We start from the raw sequence: 15,735 nt of genomic DNA, 5'->3' as shown, positions 1-15,735 counted from the left end.
ATTACTCGCCTGATGCGCTCGGTACACCAGCACGCTTGCGCTTGGCTCCGCTGCTGCGACGGCGCTTGCGCGGGCCGCTGGCGCCGTCATCCTTGCCGCTGAGCTCACGAATCATGTCGCGGCGCTCGCTGTCGTTGGCGTCCTGGTAATCGGTCCACCATTCGCCAAGGCCATCGGTTTGCTCGCCCGCGCTTTCACGCAGCAGCAGGAAGTCGTAGCCGGCACGGAAGCGCGGGTTGTCCAGCAGCAGGTCGGCACGTTTGCCGCTGCGCCGTGGCAGGCGTTCCTGCATGTCCCAGATCTCGCGGATCGGCATCGTGAAGCGTTTTGGAATGGCGATGCGCTGGCACTGTTCGGCGATCAGCTCGTGGGCAGCTTCCTGCATCGCCGGGATCGGCGGCATGCCACGCTCTTGCAGGCGCAGCACCCGGGCCGGCAGGGCAGGCCAGAGCAGCGCGGCGAACAGGAACGCCGGCGTCACCGGCTTGTTCTGCTTGATGCGCAGGTCGGTGTTGATCAGGGCTTCGCTGATCAAGGTGTGGGTGTAGGTCGGGTTGTGCTCCAGGGCCTCGGCACTGGCGGGGAACAGCGGATCGAACAGCTGCAGGTCCACGAGCATCTCGAAGGTGTCTGCGGCGTTGCCCGAGAGGAACAGCTTGAGCACTTCCTCGAACAAGCGCGCCGAAGGGATTTCCCGCAGCATCGGCGCCAGTTCGCGAATTGGCATGGCGCTGTGTTTTTCGATGCCGAAATCCAGCTTGGCGGCGAAACGCACGGCCCGCAGCATTCGCACCGGGTCTTCCTGGTAGCGCTGCTTGGGGTCGCCAATCAGGCGGATCAGGCGATTGCGAATATCGTGTACGCCGTTGGCGTAATCGAGGATGCGTTCGCTGACTGGATCGTAATACAGGGCGTTGATGGTGAAGTCGCGGCGTTGCGCGTCTTCTTCCAGCGTGCCATAGACGTTATCGCGCAGGATGCGCCCGCTCTCGTTGCGGGAAGACTGGTTGCTGTCTTCCTCTTCATCGTTTTGCGGGTGATTGGCGCGGAAGGTCGCCACTTCGATGATTTCGCGACCGAAGTGGATGTGGACCAGCTTGAAACGCCGGCCAATGATCCGCGCATTGCGAAATTCGGCCCGTATCTGTTCCGGCGTGGCGCTGGTGGCAACGTCGAAATCCTTGGGGGTGATGTTGAGCAGCATGTCGCGCACGCAGCCGCCGACCAGGTAAGCCTGGTAGCCGGCGTTCTGCAAACGTTCGACGATGTTCACCGCATAACGGCTGAACTGGGCCTTTTGCAGTGAATGCTGGCCGCTGTTGAGCACTTCAGGCGTGCTGCGAATGTGTTGCGTACGACGCAAGGGAGAACGGAATGACTGGAACAGCTTCTTCAGCATGGGATGCACTGTTTGAAGGAATATTCGGCCAAAAACGAAGAATGACCGCATGATGGGCCGAGATTCTAGCATTTAGTCGAGGGATGGTGTAGGACGGAGCAGTTTAGAGCTGCAAGCTTCAGCGACAAGCCTTGTAGGCTGCGGGGAGGCGGAACGACAGAAACCACAAGGGGAGCCGAAGCTCCCCCAGAATTAGTTGCGTGCTCTGTTTTTATTATTGGTTTCGGGCTTCTTGTTTTTGTTGAGTGCCCGCGTCACGAGGTTTTCCCTTCGTGACCCTCCCAATCGGGAGCCAAGAGCAAACGGATTGCTTTGATCGCTGTGTTGCAGTGATCTATCGATCCAACCAGTTCAGGCACCTGTCTTGAGACAGTTTTTATTGTTCTCGGCCTGGTTGTGGGGCAAGCCCCAAATACAACGCCTCTCCAAAAGAATCAGTTAGCTGCGCCTCTCGCCGTCTTGTTTTTATTGTGCGTGAGTCGATTCGTCTTATTTTTATTGTCTTTTGCATTGCTTGTTATTGTTCTTGTACCAAAGCTATAGCAGGGTGCGTGCCAACTTTTGCGAGGCCCAGCGAAACCGGGGGTTCTAGGGTTATAACCATTTTTTCGGGGCGAAAAAAAGCCGGGGTTTCGTTACCGTAAACCCCGGCTTCTGTTACGTGAAAAAGCTGAGGTAACAGTTTTTTCACATTCAGCGGTGTTACCCCCACACCTCAGCTTTCGCTGGTCGCTCCGGTCTTGCGCCGTGGAATCCCCAGGCGCTGGCGACGTTCCCACAGGCACTTGCGGCTGACGCCCAGCTTGCGTGCCAGTTCGGTCTCGGTCATGTGGTCCTGGTGCTCCAGTACGAAGTGCTGGAAGTAGTCTTCCAGGGACAGGTCTTCGGTGGGTTCGTGGCTGGTGTTGTTGGCAGCACCGCCCTGTTGCGGGGCCAGGCCGATGAATTCTTCGTCGTCCAGGTCACTCAGTTCGATGTCGATGCCCAGCAGGTCGGCGGAGATTTCCGGGCTCTCGCACAGGATCACCGCCCGTTCGACCGCGTTTTCCAGCTCGCGAACGTTACCCGGCCAGGCGTAATGACGAATGGCCTGTTCGGCGTCCGGGGCGAACTTGAGGTCGGTGCGGTTGACCCGCGCGCTCTGGCGGGCCAAAAACGCCTGGGCAATTTCATTGACGTCCGCGCCGCGCTCGCGCAGGGCAGGGAGCTTCAAGGCGATCACGTGCAAGCGGTAATACAAGTCTTCGCGGAACTGGCCGATTTTCGCCAGGCTCTTGAGGTCGCGGTGGGTGGCTGCGATCAGGCGGACATCGACCTTCTGTGACTGCACCGAGCCGACCCGGCGGATTTCGCCTTCCTGAAGCACCCGCAGCAACCGCGCCTGGGCTTCCAGTGGCAGCTCGCCGATTTCATCGAGGAACAACGTGCCGCCGTCCGCGGCTTCCACCAGCCCGGCCCGCCCGGCGCTGGCGCCGGTGAACGCACCTTTCTCGTGACCGAACAGTTCGGACTCGATCAGGCTTTCCGGAATCGCCGCGCAGTTCACCGAGATCATCGGCGCCTTGGCCCGGCGTGACAGGTTGTGCAGGGCTCGGGCCACCAGCTCCTTGCCGGTACCGGACTCGCCCTGGATCAGGACATTGGAGTCGGTTGGCGCCACTTTGCGGATCTTGCTGTACAGGTCCTGCATGGGCGGGCAGGAACCGATGATGCCAATTTCGCCATTATTGTTGCTGGCGCCGGCTTTCGCCGAGGCGCTGGCCTTGCCGGCGGGCTCCACCGGGTTGCTGGTCGCCGCCTGTCGGTCGCGCAGGATGCGGGCCACGGCCTGGAGCATCTCGTCGTGGTCGAACGGTTTGGCGATGTAGTCCACCGCGCCCATTTTCATGGAGTCGACCGCCGAGCGCAGGCTGGCGTAACTGGTCATGATCAGCACGGGGGTGCCCTGGCCGAGCTTGATCAGCTCGGTGCCCGGGGCGCCAGGCAGGCGCAGGTCGCTGACGATCAGGTCAAACGTGGGAATGCTGAAACGTTCTTGTGCTTCCTGCACTGAACCGGCTTCGCTGACCTGGTACTGGTTGCGTTCCAGCAGGCGGCGCAAGGCGGAGCGGATAATTGTTTCGTCTTCGACGATCAAAATGTGCGGCATTGATTCGATTCTCTCGACGGTCTCAGTTCACAGCGGACGTCGCTTCGACATGACGCGGCAAGGTCACCCGGATACGGGTGCCGCGTTGGCTTTGTACATCGGCCGGGCTGTCGATGGTGATTTGTCCATAATGCTCTTCAACGATGGAATAGACCAGTGCGAGGCCCAGACCGGTGCCTTCGCCAGGATCCTTGGTGGTGAAGAAAGGTTCGAACAATCGGTCCATGATGTTCTGTGGGATACCGCTGCCTTCGTCTTCGACGATCAGGTCGACCGTGTGTTCGAAGGCTTCACTCTTGACCCGCACCGCGCTGCCGGCCGGTGAGGCGTCCCGCGCGTTGGATAGCAGGTTGATCAACACCTGGGCGAGCCGCTGGGGGTCGCCATCGACCCAATGGTCCGGATCGCACAGGTTGAAGAATTGCACTTCGAAGTTGCGCCGGTTGAGCGCCAGCAGACCAATGGCATCCTGCGCCACTTCGGCCAGACAGACGGGCTCGTCATTGTGCTGGTGACCGCCGGCATGGGCGAAGCTCATCAGCGACTGGACGATGCGTGACACGCGCTTGGTCTGTTCGAGGATCTGGCCGCTGATTTCCGTCAGCTCGCCGTCGTCCTCGCGTTCCTCGCGCAGGTTCTGCGCCAGGCAGGCGATGCCGGTAATCGGGTTGCCGATTTCGTGGGCCACCCCGGCGGCCAAGCGGCCGATGCTTGCCAGTCGTTCGGAGTGGACCAGCTTGTCTTCGAGCATCTGGGTATCGGTCAGGTCTTCGACCAGCAGCACCAGGCCGCTGTTACCCGGTGCCAACGGCTCGTCGATCGCTGCCTTGTGCAGGTTCAGCCAACGGGTCTGGCCGTCGAGGGCCAGGTGCTGTTTGTGCAAGTGCTCGTCCGGCAGGTCGATGAAACCTTGCAGCAAGCCTTTCCACGGCTCGCCCAGGGTGCTCAGGCGTGAACCGACCACGCGCTGGGCAGCGATCCCGGTGAGTTCTTCCATGGCCTTGTTCCACATCAGGATCTCCTGGTCCTTGGCCAGGGAGCACACGCCCATCGGCAGTTCCTGCAGGGTCTGGCGGTGGTAACGGCGCAAGGCGTCCAGTTCGGCGGCAAGACCGGTGAGGCGCGAGTGGTAATCCTCGAGGCGGCTTTCGATGAAGTGAATGTCCTCGGTGACATAGTTCTCGCCGCCGGCCTTGTAGGGCAGAAAGGTTTCGACCATGTCCTGGGCCACGCTGGGGCCCATCAGGCCGGACAGGTTGGCCTCGATCCGGTCCCGCAGGCGTCGCAAGGCATACGGACGGCGCTCATCGAAAGGCAGGTAAAGGTCACGCAGGGCCTGTTCGACTTCCTTTTGCGCGGCCTTGGCGCCCAGGGGCTTGGCCAGTTGCGTGGCGAACTCCTGGGGCGAGGCGGCGTGCAGTTCGCGGCGCTGCGGGCGGCGGACGTTGTCCACGGCACAGGCTTCGGCGGCGCTGGTCTCTTCGCTGCTGGCGTTGGTGAACAGCGAGATCAGGGTGAACATCAGCACGTTCGCCGCCAGGGAGGCGATGGCCGCCATATGCCAACTGGTGTCGTCGAGCACATAGATCATGTTCAGCAGCGGAATATAGAAGCCCTGCAGGTTGCCCATCAGCGGCAACAGCATCGCGACCAGCCATACCAGGATCCCTGCCAGCAGACCGGCGATGAAGCCGCGGCGATTGGCGGTCGGCCAATACAGCACCGACAACACGCCAGGCAGGAACTGCAGGGTGGCAACGAAGGCGACGATGCCCAGGTTGGCCAGGTCCTGTCCCTCTCCCAGCATCAGGTAGAAACCGTAGCCGGCCATGATGATCGCGACGATCAGCGCCCGCCGTGTCCATTTCAGCCAGCGGTAGATATTGCCTTCGGCCGGTGGCTGGTAAAGCGGCAGCACCAGGTGGTTGAGGGCCATGCCCGACAATGCCAGCGTGGTGACGATGATCAAGCCGCTGGCCGCCGACAGGCCGCCGACATATGCCAGCAACGCCAGGGCCTTGCTGTTGGCGGCGATGCCGATGCCCAGTGTGAAGTATTCCGGATTGGTACTGGCGCCCAGCTTCAGGCCGGCCCAGAGGATCAACGGTACCGCCAGGCTCATCAGCAGCAGGAACAGTGGCAGGCCCCAACTGGCGCTCACCAGCGAGCGCGGGTTGAGGTTTTCGGTAAAGGTCATGTGGTACATGTGCGGCATCACGATGGCCGACGCGAAGAACACCAGCAACAGCGTACGCCACGGGCCTTCCTGCAAGGGCGTGTGCAGGGCGGCGAGGGCGGTCTGGTTCTGCAACAACCAAAGCTCAAGCTGCTGCGGGCCATCGAACACGCCGTACAAGGCATAGAGGCCGACGCCGCCGATGGCGATCAGCTTGATCACCGATTCGAAAGCGATGGCGAACACCAGGCCTTCGTGTTTTTCCCGCGTGGCAATGTGCCGGGAACCGAAGAAAATCGTGAACAGGATGATCAGTACGCAGAAGCTCAACGCCACCCGGTGCTGCACCGGTTCGCGGGTCAGGATGCTGATGGAGTCGGCCACGGCCTGGATCTGCAGGGCCAGCAGCGGCAACACCCCGACCAGCATGAAGATCGTGGTCAGTGCGCCGGCCCAGGTGCTGCGAAAACGAAAGGCGAACAGGTCGGCCAGCGACGACAGTTGGTAGGTGCGGGTGATTTTCAGGATCGGGTAGAGCAACACCGGCGCCAGCAGGAACGCCCCAGACACCCCCAGGTAACTGGAGAGGAAGCCATAGCCGTACTGGTAGGCCAGCCCGACCGTGCCATAGAACGCCCATGCGCTGGCATAGACACCCAGCGACAGTGTGTAGGTCAGCGGGTGGCGGATGATCGCCCGGGGGATCATGCCTCGTTCGCTGATCCAGGCTACGCCGAACAGCACGGCCAGGTAGGCGGCGCTGATCAGGATCATCTGGGTCAGGCTAAAGCTCATCGGCATCTTTTTGGCTCTGCAGGATGAAGGTCACGACAATCAGGATCAGCCAGAGCAGATATGGCCGATACCAGGCACCCGTGGCATCGATCCACCAATCCATGATGGCCGGGGAGAACAGATAAATCCCCACTACCAGGAGCAGGACCAAGCGATAGATATACATCCCGGCCTCTCTAATTTATGCGCGTGCCCAAAAATCGTGCGGCGATGGTAACGGATGGGCGCCAAGCTGCAAGGGCCGTCAACGTATTTGCGCTTCGGGCAGGCTCAGTGTGCGCGGGATCTTGCCCGCGTCCCAGTGGCGAATGCCCCAGGCCAGCAGTTCCCGTGGGCTGGCATCGACCAGTTCGAGGCCCGGTTGCTGGCCCAGCGCGCGCAACGCCCGTAACAACAATGGCGTGGCCTGATCGGCTGCCAGGGGCGGTGAGCGGTAGGATTTACCGAGCTTGTGCCCGTCGGGCTGGGTGATCAGCGGCACGTGCAGGTAACGCGGTTGCGGCAACCCAAGCAGTTCTTGCAGGTAGAGCTGGCGCGGCGTGGAGTCCAGCAGGTCGGCGCCGCGCACGATATCGGTCACCCCTTGCCAGGCGTCGTCCAGGACCACGGCCAATTGATAGGCGTAGAGCCCGTCGCGGCGGCGGATCACGAAGTCGCCGACCTCGCGGCCCAGGTGCTGGCGGAACTCGCCCTGGACCCGGTCGGTGAAGTGGTACTCAAGTTCGGGGACGCGCAGGCGGATGGCGGCGTCCTCGGTGCCGTGCCCGGCGTTGCGGCACAGTCCCGGATAAATGCCCTGGTACGCCTCCAATTGTTTGCGCGAACAGGTGCAGGCATAGGCCAGGCCCTGGCTGAACAGCCGGTTGATCACCTGGTCGTAGGCGTCATGGCGCTCGCTTTGGCGAATCATTTCGCCGTCCCATTCGAACCCGTAGCTTTCCAGTGCCTTGAGAATCGCCGCTTGCGCGCCCGGTTCTTCCCGCGGAGGGTCAAGGTCTTCCATGCGCAGCAACCAGCGTCCGCCCACGGCCCGGGCATCGAGGTACGACGCCAGGGCGGCGACCAGCGAACCGAAATGCAAATGGCCGCTGGGGGTGGGGGCGAAGCGTCCGATGTAGGGGGCGGTGGCAGTCATAGGGCGAATGTTACTGGGTCCGGGCGGGCAGAGGCATACATCTTGTGATCACGATATTCCCCTGTGGGAGCGGGCTTGCTCGCGAATGCGGTGTGTCAGGTAAAGCATAGGTTGAATGATTCATCGTCTTCGCGAGCAAGCCCGCTCCCACAAGGGCTCACTAGGCTTGGGTAAACAACGCAAATAAAAAACGGAGCGTATGAACGCTCCGTTTCGGTGACAGCCCAGGCGATTATTTGCCGACCTGTTTTTCCTTGATTTCCGCCAGGGTCTTGCAGTCGACACACATGTCGGCGGTCGGACGGGCTTCCAGTCGCTTGACGCCGATCTCGACGCCGCAGGACTCGCACCAACCGTATTCTTCGTCTTCGATCAGTTGCAGGGTCTTGTCGATTTTCTTGATGAGCTTGCGCTCGCGATCACGGGCGCGCAGCTCGAGGCTGAACTCTTCTTCCTGACTCGCACGGTCGGCCGGGTCGGGGAAGTTGGCCGCGTCGTCTTTCATGTGATCCACGGTGCGGTCGACTTCCTGCATCAAGTCCTGTTTCCACTTGTTCAGGATCTTGGTGAAGTGCGCGCGCATGGGGGCGTCCATGTACTCTTCGCCAGCTTGCGGGACGTAAGGCTCAAACCCGCTGAGCGACTGATTTTGATTTTGCTTTGCTTGGGTGGGCATGAATGGACCGCCTCTACTCTTGTAATCCACTACGCAGGATTGCTCCATCACCGACACCTGCCGGCCCTGCGGCTGCAAGCGGGCGAACTTACCAGATCAAATCGGGCCGCGCTACTCCCGGTTGTCGAGCCTGCGGCCGCCGGGGCCTGTAAAACGTGACCGGGTTCGCTTCGGTGGGGATGTAAACCTGCTCAATGCTTGATTCTAGTCAAGCCTGGGCCAATCGCGGGAGTCATTTCCTGCAATCCGAGGGCTCAGACCGCTTTGGGTTAGAGCTCGTTCCCGCAGTTGTTCCGGACTTGGGTAGAATCGGTTCTTTTTCCCCTGAAGGAAGGCCAATGGCTCAGCCCTACAGTGCGCGCAGCCGCGCCATCGAACCTTTCCATGTGATGGCGCTGCTGGCCCGTGCCAACGAGCTGCAGGCCGCCGGGCATGATGTCATCCACCTGGAGATCGGCGAACCGGACTTCACCACCGCCGAGCCGATCATCCAGGCCGGCCAGGCCGCGCTGGCGGCGGGCAAGACCCGTTACACCGCGGCCCGTGGCATTCCCGAGCTGCGCGAGGCCATCGCCGGTTTCTACGGCCAACGCTATGGGGTGGAGATTGACCCCCGACGCATCCTCGTGACCCCGGGCGGGTCCGGCGCGTTGCTGCTGGCCAGCGCCTTGCTGGTGGACCCAGGCAAGCATTGGCTGCTGGCCGACCCCGGTTATCCGTGCAACCGTCATTTCCTGCGCCTGGTCGAAGGTGCGGCGCAATTGGTGCCCGTTGGGCCCGAGGTGCGTTACCAATTGACGCCAGACTTGGTGAACCGCCATTGGGACCAGGACAGCGTCGGTGCGTTGGTGGCCTCGCCGGCCAACCCGACCGGGACGATTCTCACCCGGGACGAACTGGCGGGATTGTCCAAGGCCATCAAGGGTCACAACGGCCATCTGGTGGTGGACGAGATCTATCACGGCCTGACCTACGGCACCGACGCCGCCAGCGTGCTGGAAGTCGACGACGACGCCTTTGTCCTTAATAGTTTCTCCAAGTATTTCGGCATGACCGGCTGGCGACTTGGCTGGCTGGTGGCCCCTTCGGCGGCCGTCGGCGAGCTGGAAAAGCTCGCGCAAAACCTCTACATCAGTGCGCCGAGCATGGCCCAATACGCCGCCCTGGCTTGTTTCGAGCCCGCGACCATCGAGATCTTCGAGCAGCGGCGGGCCGAGTTCGCACGGCGCCGTGACTTTCTACTGCCGGCCTTGCGTGAGTTGGGCTTCGGTATTGCGGTGGAACCGGAAGGGGCGTTTTACCTCTATGCCGATATCAGCGCGTTCGGCGGCGATGCCTTTGCGTTTTGCCAGCACTTCCTGGAAACCGAGCACGTGGCCTTCACGCCAGGCCTGGATTTCGGCCGTCATCAGGCCGGCCATCATGTGCGCTTCGCCTACACCCAGAGCCTGCCGCGGCTACAGGAAGCGGTGGCACGAATCGAACGTGGACTACGGAGCTGGCAAGGCTGATGCGTTTTTCCCCTGCGTTGGAAGAAGGTCGCTTGATTCGACGTTACAAGCGTTTTCTAGCCGATATCGAGACCGTTCACGGCGAGTTGCTCACCATTCATTGCCCCAACACTGGCTCGATGCTCAATTGCATGGCTGAAGGCGCGCGCGTCTGGTTCAGTCGCTCCAGCGACCCCAAGCGCAAGTTGCCCGGCACCTGGGAAATCGGCGAAACCCCTCAGGGGCGGCTCGCCTGCATCAATACCGCGCGGGCCAACGCGTTGATCGAAGAGGCCTTGCGCGCTGGGGTCATCAGCGAATTGAACGGGTTTACCGGGCTCAAGCGTGAAGTGGCTTATGGTGTGGAAAACAGCCGTATCGATTTTCGCCTGGACTATGAACAAGGCTCGGCCTGGGTCGAAGTCAAAAGCGTCACGCTGGGGTTCGATGGCACGAATGTGGCGGCGTTTCCCGATGCGGTGACCCTGCGCGGGGCCAAGCACCTGAGGGAACTCGCCTGCCTGGCCCGGGACGGTGTGCGGGCGGTGCAGCTGTATTGTGTGAACCTGAGCGGCATCGAAGCGGTGCGCCCTGCACAGGAAATCGACCCGGTGTACGCCGCTGCCCTGCGTGATGCGGTGGCGGCGGGCGTGGAGGTGCTGGCCTACGGGGTCACGCTGACGTCCGAGCAGATGTGGGTGGACCGCGCGTTGCCAGTGTTGCTAGAGCTCGACCCAGATGCCTTGCTCGTCCTCCCGGCTGTCTAGGGCAGTGAGGAACTGACCGGCGCAGGGGCCGGCCACGCATTCACCGCTCTCGATCAGAAACAGTGCGCCGTGGGTGGCGCACTGGATCAGGCTGGCGCTGGGGTCGAGGAACTGGTCGGGTTGCCATTCCAGCGGCACGCCACGGTGCGGGCAGCGGTTGAGATAGGCATACACCAGGCCGGCGCGCCGTACGGCCAGGACCTTGCGCCCATCGAGGTCGAAACCGCGACTGCCGTTGTCGGGCAATTGGGCGGCGGTACAAAGAAACTTCATGTGTATCTCTATATTTGTCGGTGTGAATCCACTGTGGGAGCGAGCTTGCTCGCGATGACGGCGGCACATTCAACATCTCAGTGACTGACACGCCGCTATCGCGAGCAAGCTCGCTCCCACAAGGTTTCGTGTGGCAAAAGATCTATGCTTGACGGTCAAATGAAAACAATTATCAAATGGCGCCTCCTTCGCAGGTGGCTGAGGATACTTGGCCGGGACCGGTCCTGTGAAAAACTTCTTTGAGGAAGCTGCCCGATGCGCCTGAACATCCGCGTTGTTGCGCTCTGTGTCGCACTGTTGCTCAACCAGGGGGCCAGCGCTGCTGACTTGCCGCAACGCTGGGTCAGCGCCGGTGGCGCCGTGTCGGAGTGGGTCAGTTCGCTGGGGGGCGAGTCGAAGCTGGTGGGCGTGGACTCCACCAGCCAGCATCCTGAATCCTTGCGGGCCTTGCCCAGTATCGGATATCAGCGACAGCTGTCGGCGGAGGGCGTGCTGAGCCTGCGTCCGCAGATCCTGGTGGGCACCGAGGAAATGGGGCCACCGCCCGTGCTGGCGCAAATTCGCAGCGCCGGTGTGCAGGTCGAACTGTTCTCGGCCACACCAGACCTGCCGGCCCTGCAGGGCAATCTGCGGCACCTGGGACAGTTGCTGGGGGCCGAGGCCGAGGCAGCGCGGTTGTTCGACCGTTATCAAAAACAACTCACCCAGCAACAGGCCCGGGTGGCTGAGGCCCAGCGCAAACAAAAGGCCCCCGGCGTATTGCTGTTGGTGGGCAGTTCCGGCGGCAAGCCACTGGTCGCAGGTAAGGGCACTTCTGCTGATTGGCTGTTACAGCAGGCCGGCGGTCACAACCTGGCGACCCACAGCGGCTATAAATCTTTTTCCGTGGAAAGCCTGGCCAGCCTGAATCCCGAAGTGCTGGTCTTTGCCGACCGTGCCCTGAGCGGTGAGGAAGCGCGTGCCGCACTGTTCCGGGAAAACCCGATTCTTTCCTCGACCCGGGCCGCCAGGGACGGGCGCGTCATGGAGCTCGACCCGACGCTGCTGGTGGGCGGGTTGGGCCCGCGGTTGCCACAAAGCCTGGCGACACTGACGGCGGGCTTCTATCCGGCTGAGTCGGCCACGGCGCCATGACCTCGTTGGTCAAGCCTCGCACCTTGTTCATTGGCCTGAGCCTGCTGTGTCTGCTGGCGACCTGGCTATCCCTGGCCCTGGGGCCGGTGAGCCTGCCGCTGCTCGACACCTTGCACGCCGCCTTGCGTCTGTCAGGTTTACCGGTGGCCGCCGATGGTCTGGAGCAGGCCGAACTGATCCTCGGCCAGATCCGTTTGCCGCGTACCTTGCTGGGGCTGGCGGTGGGCGGGGTGTTGGCGTTGTCCGGTGTGGCGATGCAGGGACTGTTTCGCAACCCACTGGCGGACCCGGGGCTGGTGGGCGTGTCCAGCGGTGCGGCACTGGGCGCCGCGTTCGCCATTGTCGGCGGCTCGGCGCTGGGTGGGTTGCCCGAAGCCTTTGGCCCCTACGTGTTGTCGTTATGTGCATTCCTGGGCGGGCTCGGTGTTACGGCGCTGGTCTATCGTCTTGGACGACGCAACGGCCAGACCCATGTCGCGACCATGCTCCTGGCCGGTATTGCCCTGACCGCACTGTCCGGTTCGGCCGTCGGCCTGTTCACCTACCTGGCGGATGATGCGACCCTGCGCACCCTGACCTTCTGGAACCTGGGCAGTCTCAACGGCGCCAGCTATGCGCGGTTGTGGCCGCTGTTGCTGGTCAGTGCCGGAGTGGCGCTCTGGCTGCCACGCCGGGCCAGGGCACTCAATGCGCTGTTGCTGGGGGAATCCGAGGCTGCCCACCTGGGCGTTAACGTCGAAAGGCTCAAGCGTGAGCTGGTGTTCTGTACGGCCTTGGGGGTTGGTGCGGCGGTGGCGGCGGCGGGCATGATCGGCTTCGTCGGGCTGGTGGTGCCGCATCTGGTGCGGCTGGTGGCCGGCCCCGACCACCGGGTGTTGCTACCTGCTTCGGTGTTGGCGGGTGCCAGCCTGCTGTTGTTCGCCGACCTGGTGGCGCGCCTGGCACTGGCCCCTGCGGAATTGCCGATCGGCATTGTCACGGCCTTCATCGGCGCGCCGTTCTTCCTTTATCTATTGGTGCGAGGGCGCGCCTGATGCTGCGAGCGCAGAACCTGCACATCCACCGTGGCCGCAAGACGGTACTGGCAGACGTCGATCTCGAGCTCAACCCTGGCGAAGTGCTCGGCGTGCTCGGGCCCAACGGTGCGGGCAAAAGTACCCTTTTGGCGGGGCTGTGCGGCGAGTTGCGCCCGGCCCAGGGGCAGGTCTGGCTGGATGACCGGCCACTGGCCCAGTGGCAGGGTGCCGAGCGTGCCCGGCGCCTGGCGGTTTTGCCGCAGTCCTCGACCCTGGATTTTGCCTTCCGTGTCGAGGAAGTCGTCGGCATGGGGCGCCTGCCGCACCAGAGTGGTCGGCTGCGCGACGAGCAAATCGTCGCCGCGGCGCTGCAAGCGGCTGACGCGGCGCATCTGCACGGTCGCAGTTACCTGGCGTTGTCCGGCGGCGAACGCCAGCGGGTGCATCTGGCGCGAGTGTTGGCGCAATTGTGGCCGGGTGAAGCGGGGCAAACCCTGTTGCTGGACGAGCCGACCTCGATGCTCGATCCTCTGCACCAGCACACCATTCTCCAGGCGGTGCGTGAATTCGCCAGTCGCGGCGCTGCCGTGCTGGTGATCCTGCATGACCTGAACCTGGCGGCGCGTTACTGTGATCGCCTGTTGCTGCTCGCGTCCGGTCGACCTGTGGCCCTGGACACGCCCCGGCACGTGCTGCGCCCGGAACCGCTCAAGGCGGTGTTTGGCCTGGACGTGCTGGTGCAAGACCATCCGGAGCGCGGGCATCCATTGATCATTGCCCGCTGAGGGCGCCCTGGAGGATATGGACGTGCGCCTGCTCCTGATTCTGGCATTGAGTGTACTGACGGCGTGTCAGAGCATCGCTCCGCCCCCACTCGGCGGACGAATCCGTGATTTGCACAATGGCCAGGCCGTGACGCCCCAGGCATTGGTCGAACACTTGGCAACGGCGCCTCGGGTGGTGGTGGGGGAGCGGCACGACAATCGCGATCAGCACGCACTGCAGGTATGGCTGCTCCAGGCCCTGGCCGGGCAGCGGGCCCAGGGCAGCCTGTTGCTGGAAATGCTCACCCCCGCCCAGCAGCCACGCGTTGATTCAGTCCGCCAGCTATCCGCCTTGCCGAAGGACCTGCCCGACGCGCTGGACTGGTCGCCGGGCTGGGATTGGAGCCTGTATGGCCCCGTCGTCGAGTTTGTCCTGGCGCAGCGCTATCCGTTGCTGGCCGCCAATCTGGACGCCGCCGAAATCCAGCGTTTCTATCGACAAGCTCCCAACTTGATGGGCACTCGCTCCAATGCAGCCACGGTGAAGGACGCGTTGTTGGGGCAAATCCGTGAATCCCACTGCGGTTTGCTGCCAGAGTCGCAAATGCCGGCGATGCTGGCCGTGCAGCAACAGCGTGACCGGCGCATGGCCGAGCGCCTGTTGCAAGCGCCGACACCGGCATTGTTGTTCGCCGGTGCCTGGCATGCGCGAAAAGATGTCGGTGTGCCGCTGCATGCGTTGGATCTCGGTGCCAGCGAGGCGCCTATCGTCCTGATGCTGGCCGAGGAGGGCAGTGAGGTGACATCGGCCATGGCGGATTACGTGTGGTACACGCCGGCCATGCCGCCACAGGATTACTGTGCGCAGATGCGCGAACACGTCGGGAAGTGATTTTCTACAGGCAAAAAAAGACCCGGCAAAAGCCGGGTCAAATAACCGTGATTAGCCTGATGAGGAGATATCTGAGAGTCCGAACCAAGGGCTGTTCAAATATCGGCCAGTCTCGCGACCGGATGTGTTAATCATAGCGATTCTCATTACCATGTCAAACATTGTTTTGCGATTCGCCGAAATAACCTCGCTGCCAGGGTTCGCGCTGGAAGCGAAGGAGGCGTCAGGCTTTGTGGCGAGTTGAAATGGCGTCCAGCTGTTTGTTCAGGGCTTCTTTGCGCTCGGCGGGGATGTCATTCCAATGCACATCCATCAATGCGCCCTCGATGGCGTACAGCAACACCTTGGACGCTCGGAAGCCGCGCGTGCGCACGGCGCGATAGGCGTCCACCGCGCCGAGCCGGCGTAGATCGGAAGCGCTGTGGATGCCCACAGCGTGCAGCCACTGGGCTGATGTCTTGCCCAGATTCTTCAGGTGTTGCAGTTCATCATTCATCGAGCCTCCTTGCGACGGCCGACTGGTGCAGTGGGCAAGCTTCTGAGCAGTGTAGCGGTCAGTAGGAAAAGCGTGATTCTTTGGTCGGATTCGACGCAAAAGCTTCTAATGCATTACGCACGATGGGGTGGGAAAAGGCTGCATTCTCCAGCGCAAGCGGGGGCGCTGGAGATCCGTTCGGTGGTGGCAGGTCCGCGCGTTGGCCGACCTGGTTTACCTGTCAGCGGCTGCGATAGCGCAGGCGGGTGCCGAAGTTCATCGACATCAGGATCTCGTCCGCAGACAACTCGGGCGGGAAGTAGGCGCCGGATATTTGCGCATGGGCCAGGCTCGCGCCTTCCAGTGACGACTTGCGAAAATCGATGCCACGCAGATCGGCGGAGCGGAAGTAGGCGTCGCTGAAGTCAACGTCGTCCGCGTTCAGTTCTCGCAGATCAAGGCCTCGAAAGTCGCCGCCGCGCATGTCGACCGGACCTTGTGGGCGTTCGCTGTTGAACCCGGCGATATCGTCTTTGCGCAGCAAGGCATAAAGCGGGGTATTGAGAAGCTTGGGGAGGCTCATTTCATATCACC

At 62.4% G+C, this 15,735-nt stretch carries 15 protein-coding genes; 6 read left to right on the top strand and 9 right to left on the bottom strand.

The genetic code is table 11. The features are described from left to right. Window position 1: 1 nt before the first annotated feature. The 6 genes from Q7F16_RS29245 to dksA form a co-directional block, all read right to left on the bottom strand. Entirely contained in the window at window positions 2–1,399 is a 1,398-nt protein-coding gene (locus Q7F16_RS29245) for a polynucleotide adenylyltransferase PcnB (protein WP_014340240.1), read from the bottom strand. Window positions 1,400–2,114: 715 nt separating this feature from the next. Beyond that, entirely contained in the window at window positions 2,115–3,548 is a 1,434-nt protein-coding gene (locus Q7F16_RS29240) for a sigma-54-dependent transcriptional regulator (protein ID WP_024618746.1), read from the bottom strand. 22 nt (window positions 3,549–3,570) lie between these two features. After that, the gene (locus Q7F16_RS29235) at window positions 3,571–6,525 is read right to left on the bottom strand and encodes a sensor histidine kinase (RefSeq protein ID WP_409557061.1); all 2,955 of its coding nucleotides are present in this window, start codon (window positions 6,523–6,525) and stop codon (window positions 3,571–3,573) included. Continuing rightward, window positions 6,509–6,685, bottom strand: coding sequence for a hypothetical protein (locus Q7F16_RS29230; RefSeq protein ID WP_003176118.1), 177 nt, complete (start codon window positions 6,683–6,685; stop codon window positions 6,509–6,511). The genes Q7F16_RS29235 and Q7F16_RS29230 overlap by 17 nt, the downstream gene beginning before the upstream one ends. A gap of 78 nt (window positions 6,686–6,763) precedes the next feature. Then, a complete protein-coding gene (gene gluQRS / locus Q7F16_RS29225) occupies window positions 6,764–7,654 on the bottom strand; it encodes a tRNA glutamyl-Q(34) synthetase GluQRS (RefSeq protein WP_046065874.1) in 891 nt (296 codons plus the stop codon). A gap of 232 nt (window positions 7,655–7,886) precedes the next feature. After that, complete coding sequence (gene dksA, locus Q7F16_RS29220; protein ID WP_409557062.1) at window positions 7,887–8,330, bottom strand: RNA polymerase-binding protein DksA; 444 nt, start codon at window positions 8,328–8,330, stop codon at window positions 7,887–7,889. 338 nt (window positions 8,331–8,668) lie between these two features. On the opposite strand from dksA, the gene Q7F16_RS29215 reads away from it, so the two are divergent. Continuing rightward, on the top strand, window positions 8,669–9,841 hold the full coding sequence (locus Q7F16_RS29215) for a pyridoxal phosphate-dependent aminotransferase (protein WP_014340235.1): 1,173 nt from the start codon (window positions 8,669–8,671) through the stop codon (window positions 9,839–9,841). Next, entirely contained in the window at window positions 9,841–10,587 is a 747-nt protein-coding gene (gene sfsA / locus Q7F16_RS29210; RefSeq protein WP_409557063.1) for a DNA/RNA nuclease SfsA, read from the top strand. Before Q7F16_RS29215 ends, sfsA begins: the two co-directional genes overlap by 1 nt. Here the strand turns inward: sfsA and Q7F16_RS29205 are convergent. Beyond that, window positions 10,543–10,860, bottom strand: coding sequence for a Rieske (2Fe-2S) protein (locus Q7F16_RS29205; protein ID WP_046065871.1), 318 nt, complete (start codon window positions 10,858–10,860; stop codon window positions 10,543–10,545). The two genes, sfsA and Q7F16_RS29205, sit on opposite strands and share 45 nt — an antisense overlap. Before the next feature lie 255 nt (window positions 10,861–11,115). Between Q7F16_RS29205 and Q7F16_RS29200 the strand changes: the two genes are divergently transcribed. From Q7F16_RS29200 to Q7F16_RS29185, 4 genes are read left to right on the top strand one after another with little or no spacing between them, the layout of a single operon-like run. Continuing rightward, the gene (locus Q7F16_RS29200; RefSeq protein ID WP_046065870.1) at window positions 11,116–11,994 is read left to right on the top strand and encodes a heme/hemin ABC transporter substrate-binding protein; all 879 of its coding nucleotides are present in this window, start codon (window positions 11,116–11,118) and stop codon (window positions 11,992–11,994) included. 50 nt (window positions 11,995–12,044) lie between these two features. After that, entirely contained in the window at window positions 12,045–13,028 is a 984-nt protein-coding gene (locus Q7F16_RS29195; protein ID WP_172436090.1) for a FecCD family ABC transporter permease, read from the top strand. Further along, a complete protein-coding gene (locus Q7F16_RS29190) occupies window positions 13,028–13,795 on the top strand; it encodes a heme ABC transporter ATP-binding protein (RefSeq protein WP_079301785.1) in 768 nt (255 codons plus the stop codon). Before Q7F16_RS29195 ends, Q7F16_RS29190 begins: the two co-directional genes overlap by 1 nt. A gap of 16 nt (window positions 13,796–13,811) precedes the next feature. Further along, window positions 13,812–14,666 carry a ChaN family lipoprotein gene (locus tag Q7F16_RS29185; RefSeq protein WP_409557064.1) on the top strand — a complete coding sequence of 285 codons (855 nt, stop codon included), beginning with the start codon at window positions 13,812–13,814 and terminating at the stop codon, window positions 14,664–14,666. Between the two features lie 223 nt (window positions 14,667–14,889). Here the strand turns inward: Q7F16_RS29185 and Q7F16_RS29180 are convergent, their stop codons facing one another. Together Q7F16_RS29180 and Q7F16_RS29175 are read right to left on the bottom strand one after the other, a co-directional pair. Further along, entirely contained in the window at window positions 14,890–15,162 is a 273-nt protein-coding gene (locus Q7F16_RS29180; protein WP_003205623.1) for a TfoX/Sxy family protein, read from the bottom strand. A 220-nt stretch (window positions 15,163–15,382) separates the two neighbouring features. Beyond that, window positions 15,383–15,724 carry a pentapeptide repeat-containing protein gene (locus Q7F16_RS29175; protein ID WP_014340229.1) on the bottom strand — a complete coding sequence of 114 codons (342 nt, stop codon included), beginning with the start codon at window positions 15,722–15,724 and terminating at the stop codon, window positions 15,383–15,385. Window positions 15,725–15,735 lie beyond the last annotated feature (11 nt).

The organism is Pseudomonas sp. Lb2C2 (assembly GCF_052112205.1).
GTDB classification, from domain to species: Bacteria; Pseudomonadota; Gammaproteobacteria; order Pseudomonadales; family Pseudomonadaceae; genus Aquipseudomonas; species Aquipseudomonas kilonensis.
This window is presented reverse-complemented; position numbering and strand designations above follow the sequence as displayed.